The 18,259-nt window shown below is 73.1% G+C and carries 13 protein-coding genes; 3 read left to right on the forward strand and 10 right to left on the reverse strand.

What is annotated here, in order from left to right; translation table 11 throughout:
* The first annotated feature begins 146 nt into the window (after positions 1-146).
* The gene (locus tag ACZ5GT_RS09845; protein ID WP_469018034.1) at positions 147-1,544 is read left to right on the forward strand and encodes a carboxylate--amine ligase; all 1,398 of its coding nucleotides are present in this window, start codon (positions 147-149) and stop codon (positions 1,542-1,544) included.
* Positions 1,544-2,833 carry an NAD(P)-binding domain-containing protein gene (locus ACZ5GT_RS09850; RefSeq protein WP_469018361.1) on the forward strand — a complete coding sequence of 430 codons (1,290 nt, stop codon included), beginning with the start codon at positions 1,544-1,546 and terminating at the stop codon, positions 2,831-2,833. The genes ACZ5GT_RS09845 and ACZ5GT_RS09850 overlap by 1 nt, the downstream gene beginning before the upstream one ends.
* Before the next feature lie 49 nt (positions 2,834-2,882).
* Here the strand turns inward: ACZ5GT_RS09850 and ACZ5GT_RS09855 are convergent, their stop codons facing one another.
* From ACZ5GT_RS09855 to ACZ5GT_RS09865, 3 genes are all read right to left on the reverse strand, one after another.
* Positions 2,883-3,623, reverse strand: a complete 741-nt coding sequence (locus ACZ5GT_RS09855; RefSeq protein ID WP_469018039.1) for a chaplin — start codon at positions 3,621-3,623, stop codon at positions 2,883-2,885.
* Positions 3,624-3,726: 103 nt separating this feature from the next.
* Positions 3,727-3,948 (reverse strand): chaplin, encoded by a 222-nt coding sequence (locus ACZ5GT_RS09860; RefSeq protein WP_360750464.1) that lies wholly within the window; start codon positions 3,946-3,948, stop codon positions 3,727-3,729.
* A 256-nt stretch (positions 3,949-4,204) separates the two neighbouring features.
* Positions 4,205-4,603, reverse strand: a complete 399-nt coding sequence (locus tag ACZ5GT_RS09865) for a rodlin (RefSeq protein WP_469018044.1) — start codon at positions 4,601-4,603, stop codon at positions 4,205-4,207.
* Between the two features lie 245 nt (positions 4,604-4,848).
* On the opposite strand from ACZ5GT_RS09865, the gene ACZ5GT_RS09870 reads away from it, so the two are divergent.
* Positions 4,849-5,250, forward strand: coding sequence for a rodlin (locus ACZ5GT_RS09870; protein WP_469018047.1), 402 nt, complete (start codon positions 4,849-4,851; stop codon positions 5,248-5,250).
* Between the two features lie 63 nt (positions 5,251-5,313).
* Here ACZ5GT_RS09870 and ACZ5GT_RS09875 read toward each other — a convergent pair whose 3' ends face one another.
* From ACZ5GT_RS09875 to mmsA, 7 genes are all read right to left on the reverse strand, one after another.
* On the reverse strand, positions 5,314-7,242 hold the full coding sequence (locus ACZ5GT_RS09875) for an AMP-dependent synthetase/ligase (RefSeq protein ID WP_469018050.1): 1,929 nt from the start codon (positions 7,240-7,242) through the stop codon (positions 5,314-5,316).
* A gap of 893 nt (positions 7,243-8,135) precedes the next feature.
* On the reverse strand, positions 8,136-9,698 hold the full coding sequence (locus tag ACZ5GT_RS09880) for a vWA domain-containing protein (RefSeq protein WP_469018053.1): 1,563 nt from the start codon (positions 9,696-9,698) through the stop codon (positions 8,136-8,138).
* Positions 9,699-10,532: 834 nt separating this feature from the next.
* Entirely contained in the window at positions 10,533-11,036 is a 504-nt protein-coding gene (locus ACZ5GT_RS09885; protein WP_469018058.1) for a hypothetical protein, read from the reverse strand.
* Between the two features lie 189 nt (positions 11,037-11,225).
* Positions 11,226-12,098: an ABC transporter permease gene (locus ACZ5GT_RS09890; RefSeq protein ID WP_469018063.1), complete on the reverse strand. Its 873-nt coding sequence runs from the start codon at positions 12,096-12,098 to the stop codon at positions 11,226-11,228.
* Entirely contained in the window at positions 12,095-14,908 is a 2,814-nt protein-coding gene (locus ACZ5GT_RS09895) for an alpha/beta fold hydrolase (protein ID WP_469018066.1), read from the reverse strand. Before ACZ5GT_RS09895 ends, ACZ5GT_RS09890 begins: the two co-directional genes overlap by 4 nt.
* 138 nt (positions 14,909-15,046) lie before the next feature.
* Positions 15,047-16,444 carry an APC family permease gene (locus ACZ5GT_RS09900; protein WP_469018069.1) on the reverse strand — a complete coding sequence of 466 codons (1,398 nt, stop codon included), beginning with the start codon at positions 16,442-16,444 and terminating at the stop codon, positions 15,047-15,049.
* A gap of 304 nt (positions 16,445-16,748) precedes the next feature.
* Positions 16,749-18,251, reverse strand: a complete 1,503-nt coding sequence (gene mmsA, locus ACZ5GT_RS09905; RefSeq protein ID WP_469018071.1) for a CoA-acylating methylmalonate-semialdehyde dehydrogenase — start codon at positions 18,249-18,251, stop codon at positions 16,749-16,751.
* Positions 18,252-18,259 lie beyond the last annotated feature (8 nt).

The raw sequence follows: 18,259 nt of genomic DNA on the forward strand, positions 1-18,259 counted from the left end.
TCTCCGCCACTGAATCTCCTGCCACTGAATCCCCGGCGCTCGATTTCCGGCGCCGGCCGTCCATCACCGAACTTCTGTTACTGACACTCAGTCACACGAATCGGAAGTACGCCACCGCCGCTACGGCTATCGAGTGAGAAGACACCATGTCCGCGTCGCTTTTCGACACCCGCGTGCCGGCCGTTCTGCTGCGCATCGACCGCAATCCCTTTCACCACGGCACGCTCGGCGCCGTGCGTTCGCTCGGCAGAGCGGGGATCGATGTGCACGTGGTCGCCGACACCACGGAAAGTCCCCTGTCCCGGTCGCGCTACGTGCGCCAGATCCATCCCCCGCCGCCGCCCGGCGCGTCCGCCCACGACATCGCCGTCACCCTGCACCGGGTGGCCGCCCACATCCCGCGCCCGGCCGTCCTCATCCCGATGGACGACGCGAGCGCCCTCGCGGTGGGCCGGCTGCGCGACGAACTCGCCCCCTCCTATCTGCTGCCCGCGCTGCCCGCCACGCTGTCCGAACGCGTCGCCGACAAGGCCGCGCTGGCCGGCGTGTGCGCGGACCTGGACGTCCCGCACCCCCAGACGCACGTCCCCGACAGCCCCCGGCAGGCGGCCACCGACGCCGGGCGGCTCGGCCTGCCGGTGGTGGCCAAGTGGAGCCGCCCCTGGCTGGTGCCCCCCGGCAGCGGTCTGCGCAGCACGGTCGTGGTCGGCTCGGCACGGGAGGCGCGGGATCTGTTCCTGCGCTCGGCGGAGGCGGGCAGCCGGCTGCTGCTGCAGGCCTTCCTGCCGCCCGGGCCGCACCGCGACTGGTTCTTCCACGGGTACGCCGACCGGGCCGGCGGCATGCGCGGCGGCGGACCCGGCCTCAAGCTGCGGTCCTGGCCGCGCGGCGCGGGCCTGACGGCGGTGGGCCGCTGGACGCCCAACCCGCAGGTGCAGGCGCTGTCCGAGCGCCTCAGCGCCGCACTCGGCTACCGGGGCATCCTCGACCTCGACTTCCGCCGCTGCGGCACCACCGGCCGCTACCACCTGCTCGACTTCAACCCCCGGCCCGGCGCCCAGTTCCGCCTCTTCGCCGACGCGGCCGGTCTGGACGTGGTCCGCGCCCTGCACCTGGACCTGACACACCGGCCGCTGCCCCCGGGGGTGCCCGTGCCGGGGCGGGAGTTCGTGGTGGAGAACTACGCGCCGCTGACCGCGCTGCGGCCCGCCCCGGCCGGGCGCGAACTGGCCTGGCACGCCGCCGACGACCCCTCCCCCGGCCGCGCGCTGTGGCCGCTGTGGGGCCGCCACGTCTCCCGGCGCCTGCGGGACCGCCTGGCCGGCCCGGCCGTCCGGACCGGCACCCCCCAGCCGGCCCACCGGGCCGGGACCCGACAGAACCAGAACCAGACCCGGAACCAGGTGACCCAGCCGACCCCTTCACCCCCTGAACCGACCCACCCGACCGAACAGCCGACCGAACAGCCGACCCACCCGACCGACCCGAACGAACCGAACGATGTCGCCGGCCTGACCGACGACGAGAAAGCGAGCAGTTGCTGATGTACGACCTGCTGGTGGTGGGTGCGGGCCCCTACGGCCTGTCCATCGCGTCCCACGCCGCGGCCGCCGGGCTGAACCTGCGCGTCTTCGGCCGGCCCATGGCGTCCTGGCGCGACAACATGCCCCGCGGCATGTTCCTCAAGTCGGAGCCGTGGGCCTCCAACCTCTCGGACCCCGAAGGGCGGTGGCGGCTGGACGTGTACTGCGCGGGCGAGGGCGTGACCGCCCGGCACGGGCACCCGATCCCGCTGGACATGTTCGCCGAGTACGGCCTGTGGTTCGCCCGCCATGCCGTACCGGAGGTGGACGAGCGCACGGTGACCCGGGTGGCGCCCTGTCCGGGCGGATTCGAGGCGGTCACGGACGACGGGCAGGTGCTCCACGCCCGTACCGTGGCCCTCGCGGTGGGCGTCATGCCCTTCGTCGAGATCCCGGCCGCCCTGCGCGGACTCGACGCCTCCCTCGTCTCGCACAGCAGCCACCACAGCGACCTGGCCCGGTTCCAGGGCCGGGACGTCACGGTGATCGGCGGCGGCCAGGCGGCCCTGGAGACGGCGGCCATCCTCGCCGAGGAGGGCGCGCGGGTACGGGTGCTGGCCCGCGCCGGCCGGCTGTGCTGGAACGACGTGCCGCCGCCCTGGGAACGCCCCTGGTGGCAGACGGTCCGGTCACCGCAGAGCGGCCTGGGCTGCGGCTGGCGGAACTGGTTCTACTCCGAGCGGCCCGGTCTCTTCCGGCGCCTGCCGGAATCGACGCGCGCCCGGATCGCGGCGACGGCGCTCGGTCCGGCCGGAGCCTGGTGGGTACGGGACCGGGTCGAGCCGGCGGTGGACGTGCTGCTCGGCCATGAGGTCGCGGCGGCCCGGCCGGTGTCCGGCGGGGTCCGGCTGGACCTGGTGGGCCGGGGAGGCGCGGCGGGGTCGCAGCGGTCCCTGGAGACCGAGCACGTCATCGCGGCCACCGGCTTCACGGCCAGGTGCGACCGGCTGGGCCTGCTCTCGGACGACCTGCGCGGGGCGCTGACCACGGTGGCCGACGGATCGCCGGAGGTGGGACGGGACTTCGAGTCGTCGTACGCCGGCCTGTTCATGGCGGGGCTGGTCACGGCCTCGGGCTTCGGCCCGGCGATGCGGTTCGTGCACGGGGCCACCTACACGGCGGGCGCGCTGGTGCGAGGGGTGCGGCGACGGCTGCGCGCGGGTGGCGGACCGGGCACGATCGTCCGGCAGACCACGGGCAGCGGAGCCACCGGGTCGTCGTCCGTCCCGCTGCCGGGCGGCACCGCGTAGCGCCGCGGAGGTCGGGTGCCGGACGGTCCCGCGTCCGGCACCCGGCGCGCTACCGGCGGGACGCGGGGCGGCCTCGCCGGTACAGCACGGCTCCGGCCGCCAGCAGCACGGCGGCCCCGGCAGCCGGGGCGGCCAGTCCGACGCCGCCGCCGGTGTGGGCCAGTTGGGACGAGTCCGCGGAGGACGCCTTGGTGCCCTGGCTGCCGGGCAGGGCGCGGTCCTCGCCGTAGGGCGGGGCGGGAGTGGACCCACCGCCGGGATGCGTCTCCTCGCCACCGTAGGGCAGCGGCGTGGGCCCGGTGGGGCCCGGGGTGGGCTGACCGCCGGGAGGCGACGTGGGCCCGGTGGGCCCGGTGGGCCCCGGGGTGGGCTGACCGCCGGGAGGCGCCGGCGTGACCTGGCCGGGGGGCGTCTCGTGGCCGTGACCGGAGTCGTCGCCGTAGCCGGAGTCGTCCCCGTACCCGGCGTCGTCCCCGTACCCGGCGTCGTCCCCGTACCCGGCGTCGTCGCCGGGCGGTGTGTCCTGCGGACCGTGGTCGTCCGCACCCGACGTGTTCGCACAGGCGTTGCCGAAGGACGGGTCGAGTGCGGCTAGCCCGTCGACGGTGGTGCCGCAGACGTCGGCCTGCGTGTCGGCCGGGTTCTGGACGTTGTCGCCGGCCAGCACGCCCGGCGAACCCGCGGCCACTGCGTCGCTGTCCGCATCGGCGAAGGCGTGGCCGCCGTACAGGGACAGAAGGGTCGTCGCAGCGGCGGCCGCCAGCATTCCCTTGCTCAAGGTCTGTCGCATTGTCGTGGTCTTCCTTGGAGAGATGGGAAAGGCCGACCCCGGGCGCACAGCAAGGTGCCCGGGACCGGCCTCACCCGGCCGGGACGGCCGGGATCACACGTCGTCAGCGGTTGACACAGACCGTCGGTGCGTTCAGCAGGCTGAGGAAGCTGTGCTGGTTACCGCACACGTTCAGCTGGTTGTGGACCGGGTGCTGGAGCACGTTGCCGGAGAGGAAACCCGACGAACCGATGGCCGCGCCGATCGTGTCGTCGTCGGCGAAGGCGGGGGCGGCCATACCGAGTGCCAGAACAACACCCGCGACAACGGCAGCGGTCTTCTTCATTGCTATCCCTTCTCTGGGGTCATGCCTCGATGACGGCCTAGACCGAGCGAGCACAACAGGAACGGCTCGCACCATGACCCGCATCTGCACACCAGGAATTGACGGCAGAGGTGGAAGGGAATCGCGGAACACGATCGGTTCATCCGAACGCATCGCGCCGTGGGACGTCGCTCCTTCGTAAGGAGCAGTGCGTTACGGAGAGCGGCCCGCGCGGGGAAGTCCGCGGGCCGCCGCACCGTTCACGGGACGGACTGCCTCAGTCGCGGATCAGCGACTGGACGGCGATGTCCTCCAGGACGTGCGACAGCGCGCCGTCGCGCTTGGCCTGCGTGGAGTTGTCGGCGCACTGCTGGTTCAGCTTGTCCGAGAGGAGCGGCACGTCCTGCAGGACCGAGGCAGGGCCCGGGCCGGCGGCCGCGACGTCGATGTCGTTCAGCGCCGCGCACGGCTTGTTGAACGAACCCTCGATGAACGACAGCTGCGGGCTCATGTCGCCCTTGGTCGCCGAGTTGCCGAACGCCGACGACGCGCCGTTGCCGTTGGCCACGGTCGGCCCCGAGTCGTCACCCGCGGCAAGAGCCATGGGAGCGGCCGCGACCGACATGCCGATGACAGAAGCGGCGGTCGCCGCAGCGGCCATTGCCTTCTTGAGCACTTCGCATTCCTTTCCTCGTAGCGACGCACTGTCCTACGGCCACAACAACCGGGCCCGGCGGAATTGGTTGCGGGCGTTCACCCGGTTGGCCGCACCGCCTCGAATATCCGGCGACAGCCGTGGCGCAATGGTTCCGCCGCGCTTCGCCGTGTCCGCCGACCGGGTGAACCGGAGAAACCGCACCGTCCGCACGGAGTTGTCCAGAGGGCTCCGGTGAACGGGGTTTCTTCGGAAAGGACTGAGCAATGATCAAGAAGGTCTTCGCGTCGGCGGCTGTCGCCGCTTCCGTCATGGGAGCCTGTGCCGCGGCCGCCCCCCAGGCCATGGCCCTGGGCGACGACAGCGGCCCGACCGTGGCCAACGGCAACGGCGCGATGCAGAACTACGGCAACTCCGCCACGTACGGCAACATGAGCCCCCAGATGGCCCTCATCCAGGGCTCCTTCAACAAGCCTTGCATCGCCGTGAACGACATCCCCGTGGCGGCCGCCGGCCCGGGCCCTGCCACGGTCCTGCAGGACGTGCCGCTCCTGTCGGACGACCTGAACCAGCAGTGCACCGAGAACTCCACGCAGGCCAAGCGCGACGGCGCGCTGTCGCACCTGCTGGAGGACGTGTCGCTGTTCTCCGCCGCCAGCGAGCGCTGACGCGGTCCACGAAGGGCGGGGTCGCCGGCCGGCGGCCCCGCCCTCGGTGTGTCCCGGCGGCGGTCAGCGGCCGCCGCCCCCGTACAGCGCCTCGATGTCGTCGGCGTAGACGTCGAGCACGGCGTGTCGCTTGACCTTCAGAGAAGGCGTCAGCATCCCGTTCTCCTCGGTGAATTCGCCCTCGACGAGGGCGAAGGCGCGGATGGACTCCGCGCGGGAGACCGCCTGGTTGGCGAAGTCCACGGCCCGCTGCACGTCGGCGCGCATCCGCGGGTCGCGCACCAGCTCGGACATCGGGGTGTCCGCGGGCAGCTTGCGGACCGCCAGCCAGTGGGCGAGGGCCTCGGGGTCGAGGGTGATCAGGGCGGCGACGAAGGGGCGGTTGTCGCCGACGACGATGCACTGGCCGACGGGCGGGCGGCTGCGCAGCCGGTCCTCCAGGACGGCCGGGGAGACGTTCTTGCCGCCGGAGGTGACGAGGATGTCCTTCTTGCGGCCGGTGATGGTGAGGTAGCCGTCCTCGTCGAGGGAGCCGAGGTCGCCGGTGGCGAACCAGCCGTCGTCCAGGACGGCGTCGGTGGCGGCGGGGTTGTTCCAGTACGCGCCGAAGACGACGCCTCCCTTGATGAGCACCTCTCCGTCGTCGGCGATGCGTACGGCGGTGCCGGGCACGGGCAGGCCGACGGTGCCCGGGCGGGGCGCGAGGGGCGGGACGACGGTGGCGGCGGCGCTGGTCTCGGTCAGGCCGTAGCCCTCGTAGACGATGATCCCGGCCGCGTAGAAGAACAGGTTGAGGTCGTGGTCGAGGGGGGAGCCGCCGCTGATGGCGTAGCGGGTGCGGCCGCCGATCTCCTTGCGGATGCGGCGGTAGACCAGCAGGTCGTACAGGGCCCAGGCGGCGTAGAGACCGGGGCCCGGCCCCTTGCCCCGGCCCAGGAACCTGTTCATGTGGGCCTCGCCGAAGCGGACGCCGATGCGGTGCGCGCGGTCGAAGGAGGCGCCGCGGCCGAGCTTCTCGGCGGTCGCGCGGCCGGTGTCGTGGATCTTCTCGAAGAGGTAGGGGACGCCGACGAGGAAGGTCGGGCGGAACTCCTTGAGTGCGGGGCGCAGTTCGTCGGGCTTGATGCTGGGGCAGTGGCCGACCTCGATGCGGGCCATCAGGCAGGCGATCTGCAGGGTGCGGCCGAGGATGTGGGCGAGCGGGAGGAAGAGCAGCGTGGAGGCGGTCTGGTGGGTGACCTCCTTGAAGATGGGGTGCAGCAGCTCGACCGTGTTGGCGGCCTCGGCGTGCAGGTTGGCGTGGGTGAGCACGCAGCCCTTCGGCCGTCCGGTGGTGCCGGAGGTGTAGCAGACGGTGGCGATCGTGCCGGGGGTGAGGGACGTACGGCGCTTGGTGACCTCGGCGTCCGGCACGTCGTGGCCGAGGGCGGTGAGGTCGGCGAGCGCGTCCGCGTCCAGCTGCCACACCCGGGGCGGCGTCGGGTGGGCGGCCGTGGCGACGGTCACCGTGTCGGCGTTGGCCGCGGTCTCGGCGACGACGAACCGGGCGCCGGAGTCGCGGACGATCCACTCCACCTGCTCGGCGGAGGAGGTGGCGTAGACGGGCACGGTCTGGCCGGCCGCCGCCCAGATCGCGAAGTCCAGGACGGTCCACTCGTAGCGGGTGCGGGACATCACGGCCACCCGGCCGCCCGGTTCGAGGCCCGCGGCGATCAGTCCCTTGGCCACGGCGGTGACCTCGCGGGCGAACGCGGCGGCGGTCACCGGCTGCCAGCCGGCCTCGCGCCTGCGGCGCAGGACGACCGCGTCGGGGGCCTCGGCGGCGTTGGTGAAGGGCAGGTCGGCGGTGCTGCCGGTGGTGACCGGCGCGGCCATGGGGGCGGTGCGGACCTCGCGCACCGTGCCGGTGCCGTCCCGCACAAGCTCGACCTCGGCGCGCGCGGCCAGGTCCGTGCGCCGTTTCGCCCGTTTCAGATCCTTGCGTACACCCATGACGGCTCCAGGTCGCGGCGTCGACGGACAGCTCGAACTTACTTACTCCGGAGTCAACTTACCCACGCGTAAACAAAGGTCAATGGGTCGGGCCGCATCCGCGGCGGGGGCTGGGGGGCCGGCCGGTGCGGGGGCCGCTGGCCGGTGCGCCGAGGCCGGGGTCGGAGACCCGCCGGCCGGAGCACGGAGTCGGGGCCGGACGCCCGGTGGCCCAAGACCGGGGTCGGGCCCGACGCCTGCAGGCGGGGCTGAGACCGGGGGCCCGGAGGCAGGGTGCCCGGGCCGGTGGCCCGGAGCCCAAGGGCTCGGTGGGGCCGGACGCCCAGGGGCCCATGGGAGGGGGCCCGAGCGCAGGGTCCGGGGCCGGTGGCCGGGGCCTGTGGCCCGGGAGCCCAAGGGCTCGGTGGGGCCGGAGGCCCGAAGCGGGGGCTGGGGCCGCTGGCCGGTGGTCGGGAGACCGGGAGTCCTGAAGACCGAAGCCGGGGCCTGGGACCGGAGGCCAGCGACCCGAGACCGGTGGCCTGGGGCAAGCCTGAGACCCTGCCGGACGCCCGGAGGCCGGGCTGGGCCCGGAGGTCCGAGGCCCGGGCCCGGAAGCCCGGAGGCCGGGGCTGGAGCTGCGGCTGGGGCCGGAAGCCCGGCCGATCGCCCAGAGGCTGGGGCCGGAGGCCCGAGGCTGGGGCCCCGGAGCCCGACGCCGGGGCCGGGATTGCGGTCGGGGTCGGAGTCGGGGGCGGGGTCGGCGGTCCGAGGCTTGGGGGCCATGGCCCGCGGTCAGGGCCTGGGGGCCGGAAGCCCGGACCGGGGTCGGGGCCGGGGGCCGGCAGCCGGAGGCCGGGGGTCGGAGGTCCGAGGGCCGGGACGGGCGTCGGCGGTTGGGCCTGGGGGCGGCGTCAGCCGTCGGTGTGGTGGGCCTGTTGGATCGCTTCGGCCAGGTGGCGGACGTCCTCGTCCTCGGTCCGGTCTGCCAGCGCCGACGCGGTGTCCTGGAGTTCGGCGAGGCCGGGGGCGCCGGGCAGGGTGCGGCCGCGGTCGGCTCCGGCGCGCAGGGCGTCGGCGAAGTAGGCGGCGACGGCCGTGACCTGGAAGCGGGGGCTCGCCGAGCTCAGCGTGTCGTGGAGCGCGCCGGTCTCCAGGTCGCCGGAGCGCTCGTGCGGGGCGCGGGTGGCGGGGTCGAGCCAGCGGACGGTCGCGGTGGCGAGGTGGCCGTCGGCGCCGGGCCTGGTGCGTACGGCGTAGAGGGCGGTGACCGTGTGGCCGGGGCCGACCTCACCGCCGTCGACGCGGTCGTCGCGGAAGTCGTCGTCGGCGACCCGGCGGTCGTCGTAGCCGACGAGGCGGAACTCGGCGACCGTGGCCGGGTCGAAGGAGACCTGGGCCTTGGCGTCGCGGGCGGTGAGGTCGATGTTGCGCGGGAGCTGCTCGCTGAAGACCGTGCGGGCCCCGGCCTCGTCGGACACGTACACCGTGTGGCCGTCGCCCTTGTCGGCGAGGCGCTCCATCAGGGCGTCGCCGTAGTCGCTGCCGACGCCGACGCCGAAGAGGGTGATGCCGTACTCGCGGCGGGCGGCGGCGATGCGGTCGAGGATCGAGTCGGGGTCGGTGTCGCCGTCGTTGGCGAGGGCGTCGGAGATGAGGACGACCCGGTTGACGGCGCCCGCGCGGCGCCCCTCGACGGCGGTGGCGTATCCGGTCTTGACGCCGGCGCCCAGGTTGGTGGAGTAGCTCGGCTCCAGGCCGTCGATCGCGTCGTGGACCCTGCCGCGGTGGCCGCCGAGGCGGGTCATCGGCAGGACGGTCTCGGCCTTGTCGCTGAAGGTGACGATCGCGACCGAGTCGTCGTCGCGCAGCCGGTCCGTCATCGTGCCGAGGGACTTCCGCGCGAGGTCGAGGCGGCCCGGTTCGCTCATGGAGCCGGAGACGTCGATGACGAAGGTGAGGGCGGCCGGCGGGCGTTCGCCGCCCGTTCCGGCGGGGCGGGTGGCGAGGCCGACGCGGACGAGCGACCAGTCGCGCTGGTCGGTGCGGGCGCCGTCGACGGTGACCGTGAAGCCGTTGCCGTCGGGCCGCCGGTAGTCCTGGCGGAAGCTGTTGACGAACTCCTCGGGGCGGACGGTCGACGGGTCGGGCCGGCGTCCCTCGGCGAGGGTGCGGCGCGCATAGCCGTAGGAGGCGGTGTCGACGTCGAGGGCGAAGGTGGAGACGAGGTCCCGGGAAGGGCCGTCCTCGCGGGCCGTGCCGTCCTGCCGTTGCTCGCCGCCGCTCTCGCCGGGGGCGGGCGCGGGCGGGAGGGCGCCGTGCTCACGGCCGTCCGTGGCGCTGCCACCGGATTCACCCGCGCTGCAGGCCGCCGTCAGCAGCAGGCCGCCCGCGGCCGTGAGCGCGAGCAGGGTGCGGCGCAGCCGCCGGGTGCGCGGACGCGGGACGCCCGGCGGTGCTGTGCGGTGCTGCTCCATCTTCCTTGCCCCCTGGGTGAGTTGACGTCTGTGTCCCTTGTCGTTGACTGTGACGCCGCAGGGGGCGGAAGCGTGCGGGACGGGGAGTTGCGGATGGGTCTCGACACGGCCACGATCATGGCCCGCCGAGACCGGTGGGTGACCTTCCGTCGACCTGGGGCCGGGCCACGACCCGCCTGGCCAGAAGGCTCATGAAGATCTTGGGGTTCTGGCCCCGCCGCGTGAGCGGCGGGGCCAGACTCGTTCCGTGGTGATGGGGAACGGGCCGGAAATACGGCCGGGCCGGATGTGTGGGAGACCTGCCGGGAGTTGATTCCGGCCGGGAGTGTGTCCCGAGATGCGGGGAGAGGTGACAGCAGGTCAGACAGGGCCTACGAGAGGAGCTCTGACGATGCCTGCCCCGAGGAAGTACCCGCTGGAGTTGCCTGAGCGTGCGTCCGGAGTCCGTGGTGGCATGGTCGGCCGTCCGTTCGCCGACGGGTGCATGTCCGCGAAGATCTTCGCCTGAAGCAGCGCATGCATGTGAATGGCACTGCTGCCGCAGAACCCGCGGCAGCAGCGCTGCCCTTGCAGCAGGGGCGTCAGCGTCAGAACAGCGAGCGCACCCGTCGCGACGGCGGCTGGAGCGAGCGAGAGCTACGGCTACCGCCACCTGCGGCGGTGACCTTCCCGACGCGGCGACCTGTTCGGGACCTTCGAGGAGGGACCCGAATCACTGTGGGGGCGAGGAAGGTGCTGCGCAGCCCGATCACCTTCGAGGCTGCGCTCGAGGAGTCGTCGACCACGCTGACCCGAGCTGCGTACACCGTATTCAGGATCCGGCATCAAGGCCCATCAGCTGATGGCCCAATACTGCTTATAAGCTTGGTCCGCGGACTCGGACAATGAGACACCGCCCGTGTTCCAGCCTGTCAGGAAGCGGAGGGTGCTGCCGTCGGTGATGTCGGAGCTGAACCCCTGGTAGCCCGCGTCGGGGACGCTGAACCGCCAGCGCTGGCCCGGATCGGCGGAGACGCATCCGGAAAGGTAGACATCGCTCCCGTTGGTGTCAAGACAGAGGCCTGTGGCTTCATTCTTGAGCAGGTAGCGATGCATGAGGGAACTCGACGTAGTGCCCAGATCCATATACGTCCAGTCCGTGGATCGAGTGCCTCCTGAGACCGGGGTGCCACAGTCGGCCTGGGCGACCGCGCGGCCACTGCCGCTCAGACACTTCCCTGTGGCCCAGTTGCGGACAGAGTGATGCGCCGGGTCCCAGCTGGCAGCCTGCGCAGGTGCACTGGCCAGCAGCAGCATCGACGCTGCTCCGAGCCCGGCGGCAATACGCGCCTTGAGCATTGACTCTCCGATTCATTGTGCAGTGGGTGCTGCATCCGTACAGTCCGTGCAACGTCAGGACCGGATGTTCGGTTCGATGGGTACCGCGCCGTCGACCGCGACTCGACCACCGAACCCACAAGACCACCATCCGGGTCGAGCACATCCCCTCGCCAAGCCCACCAGCCGGCTGACCGAACGGCATCGCCCTTAGGAGACCACGTCCTTGCGGGCGAAACCGCGGAAGGCCAGGGCGAACAGCACCAGCGCGTACGTGATCGAGACCGCCGTCCCCTGGATCATGCCGGACCACTCGGGGTTCGGCTGGACGGCATCCGCCCAGGCGAACTGCCAGTGCGCGGGCAGGAAGTCGCGCCAGTCGCCGAGGGCCGTCACGGCGTCCAGGACGTTGCCGACGATGGTCAGGCCGACCGCTCCGCCGACCGCGCCGAGCGGGGCGTCGGTCTTCGTGGACAGCCAGAACGCCAGCCCGGCGGTGACCAGTTGGGACACGAAGAGGTACGCCACGACCACGGCCAGCCGCTGGGCGGCGGTTCCCGGCTCCAGCGCGCCGCCGGTCGGGATCTCCAGCGGGCCCCAGCCGTAGGCGGCCGTGCCGACGGCGAGCGCCACCACGGGCAGCAGCACCATGGCCGCCAGGCTGAGTCCGAGCCCGACGACCAGCTTCGACCACAGCAGGCGGGCCCGGGGCACGGGCGCGGCCAGCAGGTAGCGCAGGGAGGACCAGCTCGCCTCGGAGGCGACCGTGTCCCCGCAGAACAGGGCCACCGGGATCACCAGCAGGAAGCCCGCCGACACGAACAGGTTGACGGCGGCGAAGTTGGCGCCGGACGCGGTGGCCGTGTCCATCAGCGTCACCTGGGCGTTGCGGCCGCCCGGGTCGCCGCCGATCGCGAAGGCGACCAGCAGCACGAACGGCAGCGCGGCGAGGATGCCGCCCATGATCAGGGTACGGCGCCGCTTGAACTGCCGGACCAGCTCGACGCGGACGGGCAGGGTGCGGCCGGCCCGGTAACCGGAGGCGGACTGCGCGGACGGGCCGTGCCCGGCGAGCGTGCTCATGCGGAGCCTCCGATCAGGGTGAGGAAGGCGTCTTCCAGACGCCGGTGGGGGCCGAGCGAGGCGACCGGAACGTCGAGCCGCACCAGCTCGGCCAGCAGCCGCGCGGCAGCCACAGCACCGGGCGCCTCGGGCGTCCGGCCGGACGCGGGCGCGTCCGCCGTCCCGACGGGCACGGACGCGACCGGCCTCCCGGCCTCCGTCGCCCCGACGGACTCGGGTGCCACGTCCGGCGCCCCGACCGGCGCCCCGGCAGGGGCGGGCGCGGGCGCGGGAGCGGGATCCGGGGTCAGGCGGATCAGGAGGCCCTCCGGGGTGCGGACCGCCGAGCGCACGCCCGGGAGTGCCGCCACCTTCTCGATCAGCGGGTCGGAAACGGGGGCCGCGAGGCCGGCCAGCAGGGTGTCGCCGGAGCCGACGATCTCGTGCACCGGGCCGGCCTGGACGAGCCTGCCGCGGTCCATGACGACCAGGTGGGTGCAGGACTGCTCCACCTCGGCCAGCAGATGGCTGGAGACGATCACGGTGCGGCCGGCGGCGGCGTACCGGATCATCACCTCGCGCATCTCGCGGATCTGCGGCGGGTCGAGGCCGTTGGTCGGCTCGTCGAGGATCAGCAGGTCGGGCAGGCCCAGCATGGCCTGGGCGATGGCGAGGCGCTGGCGCATGCCCTGCGAGTAGGTGCGCACCGCGCGGGCCAGCGCGTCGCCGAGGCCGGCGATCTCCAGCGCCTCGTCCAGGTGCGCGTCCTCGGGCGGGCGGCCCGTCGCCCGCCAGTACAGCTCCAGGTTCTCCCGGCCGGACAGGTGCGGCAGGAAGCCCGCGCCCTCGACGAACGCGCCGACCCGGGAGAGCACCGGGGAGCCGGGGCGGACGGCCTGCCCGAAGACGCGGATCTCGCCGGCGTCGGGCCTGATCAGGCCCATCAGCATGCGCAGGGTGGTGGTCTTGCCCGCGCCGTTCGGGCCCAGCAGGCCGAGCACCTGGCCCTTCTCGACGCGGAAGGACAGGTCGCGGACCGCGTACCGGTCCGCCGCGCCGGCGTACCGCTTGCTCAGGCCGGTGATCTGCAGCGGGACGCCGTCGAGCGCCGGGTCCGGGGCCGCGGCGGCGGTGCGGCGGCGGCCGGTCAGCAGCAGGGCCAGGGCGACCGCCGCGCCGGCGAGCGGCAGCCACCACACCCACGCGGGCAGCGGCGCGGCGGCCGTCCGCACGCCGGGCGCCGTCGGGACCCGCAGTCCGCCGCGCACGGAGACGGTGTACGTCGCCGGGGCCGCAGGGGAGGCGTAGCCGAGGTCGGTGGAGGCCAGGACCAGGCGCAGCCGGTGCCCGCGCTGGACCTCATGGTCGATCGCCGGGAGGGTGATCGTGACGTCCTTGCCGGCCTTGGCGCCCTCGACGCGGACGGGCGTGACCAACTGGGCGGGCAGCACCGGCTGCCCCGAGCCGGGACCGACGTCGTACACCTTGGCGAACAGCACGGCGGTGTCGCTCGTGGAGCGCACGTGGACGGTGACCGTCGGCGAGCCGGTGATCCGTAGGTCGGTGCGGACCGGCGCCGACTCGAACCGGGCGTACTGGCCGGGGAAGTCGGCCGACACCCCGATGCCGAGCGACGACAGCTGGGCCAGGCCGCCCAGGCCGCCGAGGCCGGGCAGGGCGGAGACGGCGGGCGGGCCGGCGCCGGCCGGGTTGGCGAAGCTCTGCCCAGGTCCGGTCAGGGCGACCGTCCGGCGCCCGCTCGCCAGCCCGGGGTACGCGTCGCCGCTCGCGCCCCGCAGCCGGGCCGCGCCGTCGGTGGAGTCGACGCCTCCGGTGCGGGTGACGCGGAAGGCCGGGCCGGTGTCGGCGCGCCGGTCGTCCTTCAGGTAGCGGTCGAACCAGGCGCGCACGCGCGCCTGCACGCGGCCGGTCTCCAGGTCGCCGCCGTCGTGCCCGCCCGCGATCCAGTCGACGTCGACGGGGGCGCCGTTCGCCCGGATCGCCTTGGCGGCCGCGTCGGCCTGGCCGAGCGGGAAGAGGGAGTCGGTCTGGCCCTGCACCAGCAGCGTGGGCACCTTGATGCGGTCGGCGACGGCGGACGGCGAGCGGGCCTGGAGCAGGGAGCGCGCGGCTGCGTCCGGGGTGCCGGACTGCGCGACCCGCTCGTACATCCGGCACAGCCGGGTCTCGAACCTGGCGCAGCCGCCGCCGGTGTTGACGAAGACGCCCGCCCACAGCTTCTTGAAGACGCCGTTCGGGAAGAGGGCGTCCGCCAGGTTCCAGTAGGTGATCGCGGGGGCGATGGCGTCCACCCGGTCGTCGTAGCCCGCGGCCAGCAGGGAGACCGCGCCGCCGTAGGAGGCGCCGGCGACGCCGACGCGCGGGTCGCCCGCCTTGTCGAGCCGCACCTCGGGCCGGGTGGCCAGCCAGTCGATGAGCCGGGAGACGTCGGCGACCTCGGCGTCGGGGGCGTTCAGCCCGATCTTCCCGGTGGAAGCGCCGAAGCCGCGCGCCGACCAGGTCAGCACCGCGTAGCCGTCCCTGGCCAGGTCCTCGGCCTGCTGCCGGACGTCGGCCTTGCTGCCGCCGAAGCCGTGCGCCAGCAGGACGGCCGGGCGGCGGCCGGCCGGGCCCGCGGTGAAGTACGAGGTGTCCAGGCGCACCCCGTCCACGGCCATCACCCGGTCGCTGCGACGCACCCGGGGGGCGTCGTCGGAGGCGACGGCCGTCCAGGTGCCGGCACCGGCGAGCACGACGACGGCGGCCCCGGCGGCCAGCAGCCTCCGGGGCCTCCGCAGCAGCCCTCGCACGCGGGGCAGTCGAAGATCCATGCGTCAACGGTACGGGCCGGCGCCGGCGACCGGGGCAGACCCCGGGGTGAGCCGCCGGCCCTCCCCCGGGAGTACGGGCCGGGGCCGGCGTACCACGGTCGCGGTACGCCGGACTGCCGGGCTGCCGGGCTGCCGGGCTCAGGCCTGCGCGTCCTCGGGGAGGGACACCAGCCAGCGGGTGTCCTTGCGCGGACGCAGGTACAGGACCCAGTACAGGGTGGCGACGGCGGTGATGCCGCCGGTCCACAGCAGGTAGCCGGTCTCCTGCTGGCTGAGGACGTAGGCCAGGACCACGATCAGCAGCGCCGGCACCGCGGGCCACAGCGGCATGCGCCAGGCGGGCGTGTGCTTGTGGTGGCCGCGGCGGGACAGCAGCGCGGCGACCGCGACGAGCAGGTACATGCCGGTGACGGAGACGCCCGTCACGCCGTACAGGGTGTCGAGGTTGACGAAGCAGAGCAGCGCGCCGGGGACGCCGACCGCGAGCGTGGCGACCCAGGGGGAGCCGAAGCGGCCGAGCCGCGAGAAGACGTTGTTGACCGGCTCGGGCCAGGCCTTGTCGCGGGCGGAGGCGAACAGAACGCGGGAGTTCTGGATGACCATGACGATGCCGGCGTTGATGATCGCGAGGGCCACGCAGAGGCTGACGAAGGTGCCGACGGCCGAGTTGGACCAGGCGGTGACCATGGAGCTGATGTCGCCGCCGGTCAGCGCGGCGATGTCGGGGGCGCCCATGGTGATCGCGGCGACCGGGACCAGGATGATCACGGTGGAGATGGCGAGGGTGGCCAGCACCGTGCGGGCGACGTTGCGGCGCGGGTGCTCCAGCTCCTCGGAGAGGTAGACGGCGGTCGAGAAGCCCTGGGTGATGAAGAGGGCGATGGCGAGGCCGGAGACCACCATCATGGCCGTCACGGTGTCCGCGTGGCCGTCGGTGCCGGCCACCTGCATCGACACCAGGCTGCCGGCGCCGCGCTCGCCGTGGGCGAAGCCGAGGAAGGCCACCACGGCCGCCGCGATGACCTCGAGGACCAGGAAGATGCCGGTGATCCAGGCGTTGGCGCGCAGGTCGAGCAGACCGGCGAGGGTGGCCAGCAGCATCACGCCGGCGCCGGTCATCGCCGGGTCGAGGTGCACGATCGGGGCGAGGTAGTCGGCCGTGCCCATCGCGATCACCGGCGGGACGATCATGACCACCAGCAGGGACAGGACGAAGACCAGCCAGCCGGCGAGCCGCCCGGCCATCGTCGACACCATGGCGTACTCGCCGCCCGCGCTGGGGATGAGGGTGCCCAGCTCGGAGTAGCAGAACGCCACGGCGATACAGAGCAGGGAGCCGATGGCGACCGTCAGGGCGGTGGCGGTGCCGAGCGAGCCGAACAGGTCGGGGACGACCACGAACAGCGTGGAGGCCGGTGTCACGCACGAGAGCGTCAGCAGGGTCCCGCCGACCACACCGATGGAGCGCTTGAGCTTCTGGGGGCTGTCCGCCGCCGCTGCGGCGGCGGTCTCGGCGGGGCGGAGCGTGTCGGTCATGCAACAGGTCCGATCGACTTGTACGACTGAGGGTGTGGGTCGGGAGCGCGCTATCGCCTCCGGCGGATCGCGTCCTGGTCTCTACGTCCGCTCCCGGTGCCAGCATGGAACCCCGACGAAAACCATCACGTCAATGGCCGTTTACCTACGGATTCCGTTGCCGCCGAGCGGTTCATCGAGCGTTAACGTTGCGTCAAGACCGCAAAACGGGCCACTTTCAGCCGTACGGTAACCGTAGCGCGGCCGGAAAAAAAGTGGGGCCGTCCGGGTATCGGACGGCCCCACCAAGGGCTGCGGGTGACTCTCAGTGGTTGCGCGGGAAGCCCAGGTCGACGCCCGTCGGGGCGTCCGCCGGGTCGGGCCAGCGGGTGGTGACGACCTTGCCGCGGGTGTAGAAGTGCGTGCCGTCGTTGCCGTAGATGTGGTGGTCGCCGAAGAGGGAGTCCTTCCAGCCGCCGAAGCTGTGGTAGCCGACGGGGACCGGGATCGGGACGTTCACGCCGACCATGCCGGCCTCGACCTCCAGCTGGAAGCGGCGGGCCGCGCCGCCGTCCCGGGTGAAGATCGCGGTGCCGTTGCCGAAGGGCGAGGCGTTGATGAGGGCCAGGCCCTCCTCGTAGGTGTCGACGCGCAGCACGCACAGCACCGGGCCGAAGATCTCGTCCTGGTAGGCCTTCGCCGTGGTCGGCACCTTGTCGAGCAGCGAGATGCCGATCCAGTGGCCGTCCTCGAAGCCCTCGACCGTGTAGCCGGTGCCGTCCAGTACGACCTCGGCGCCCTCGGCGGCCGCGTTCGTGACGTAGGACGCCACCTTGTCCCGGTGGACGGCGGTGATCAGCGGGCCCATCTCGGAGGCGGGGTCGTTGCCGGGGCCGATCTTGATCTTCTCGGCGCGCTCGCGGATCTTCTCCACCAGTTCGTCGCCGACCGAGCCGACCGCGACGACCGCGGAGATGGCCATGCAGCGCTCTCCGGCGGAGCCGTAGGCGGCCGAGACGGCGGCGTCCGCGGCCGCGTCCAGGTCGGCGTCCGGCAGCACCAGCATGTGGTTCTTCGCGCCGCCCAGGGCCTGTACGCGCTTGCCGTTGGCGGAGGCGGTGGTGTGGATGTAGCGGGCGATCGGGGTCGAGCCGACGAAGGAGACGGCCTTGACGTCCGGGTGCTCCAGGAGACGGTCGACGGCCACCTTGTCACCGTGCACGACGTTGAAGACGCCGTCGGGCAGGCCCGCCTCGGCGAGCAGTTCGGCGATCTTCAGCGACGCCGACGGGTCCTTCTCGCTCGGCTTCAGCACGAAGGTGTTGCCGCAGGCGATGGCGATCGGGAACATCCACATCGGGACCATCGCCGGGAAGTTGAACGGCGTGATGCCCGCGACGACGCCGAGCGGCTGCCGGATCGAGGACACGTCGACGCGGCTGGCGACCTGCGTGGACAGCTCGCCCTTGAGCTGCACGGTGATCCCGCACGCCAGGTCGACGATCTCCAGGCCGCGCGCCACCTCGCCGAGGGCGTCGGAGTGCACCTTGCCGTGCTCGGCGGTGATCAGCTCCGCGATCGCGTCCCGGTTGGCGTCCAGCAGGGCGCGGAAGCGGAAGAGGATCTCCGTGCGCTTGGCCAGCGAGGACTGGCCCCAGGTCGCGTAGGCGTCCTTGGCGGCGGCGACCGCCGCGTCGACCTCGTCGACCGTCGCGAAGGCGACCTTCGTGGTGACGGCGCCGGTCGCCGGGTCGGTGACCGGCCCGAACGTACCCGAGGCGCCTTCGACGGTCTTGCCGCCGATCCAGTGGTTGACGATCTTCGTCATGCCAGGTA

It is taken from the genome of Streptomyces sp. NPDC031340 (assembly GCF_055569945.1).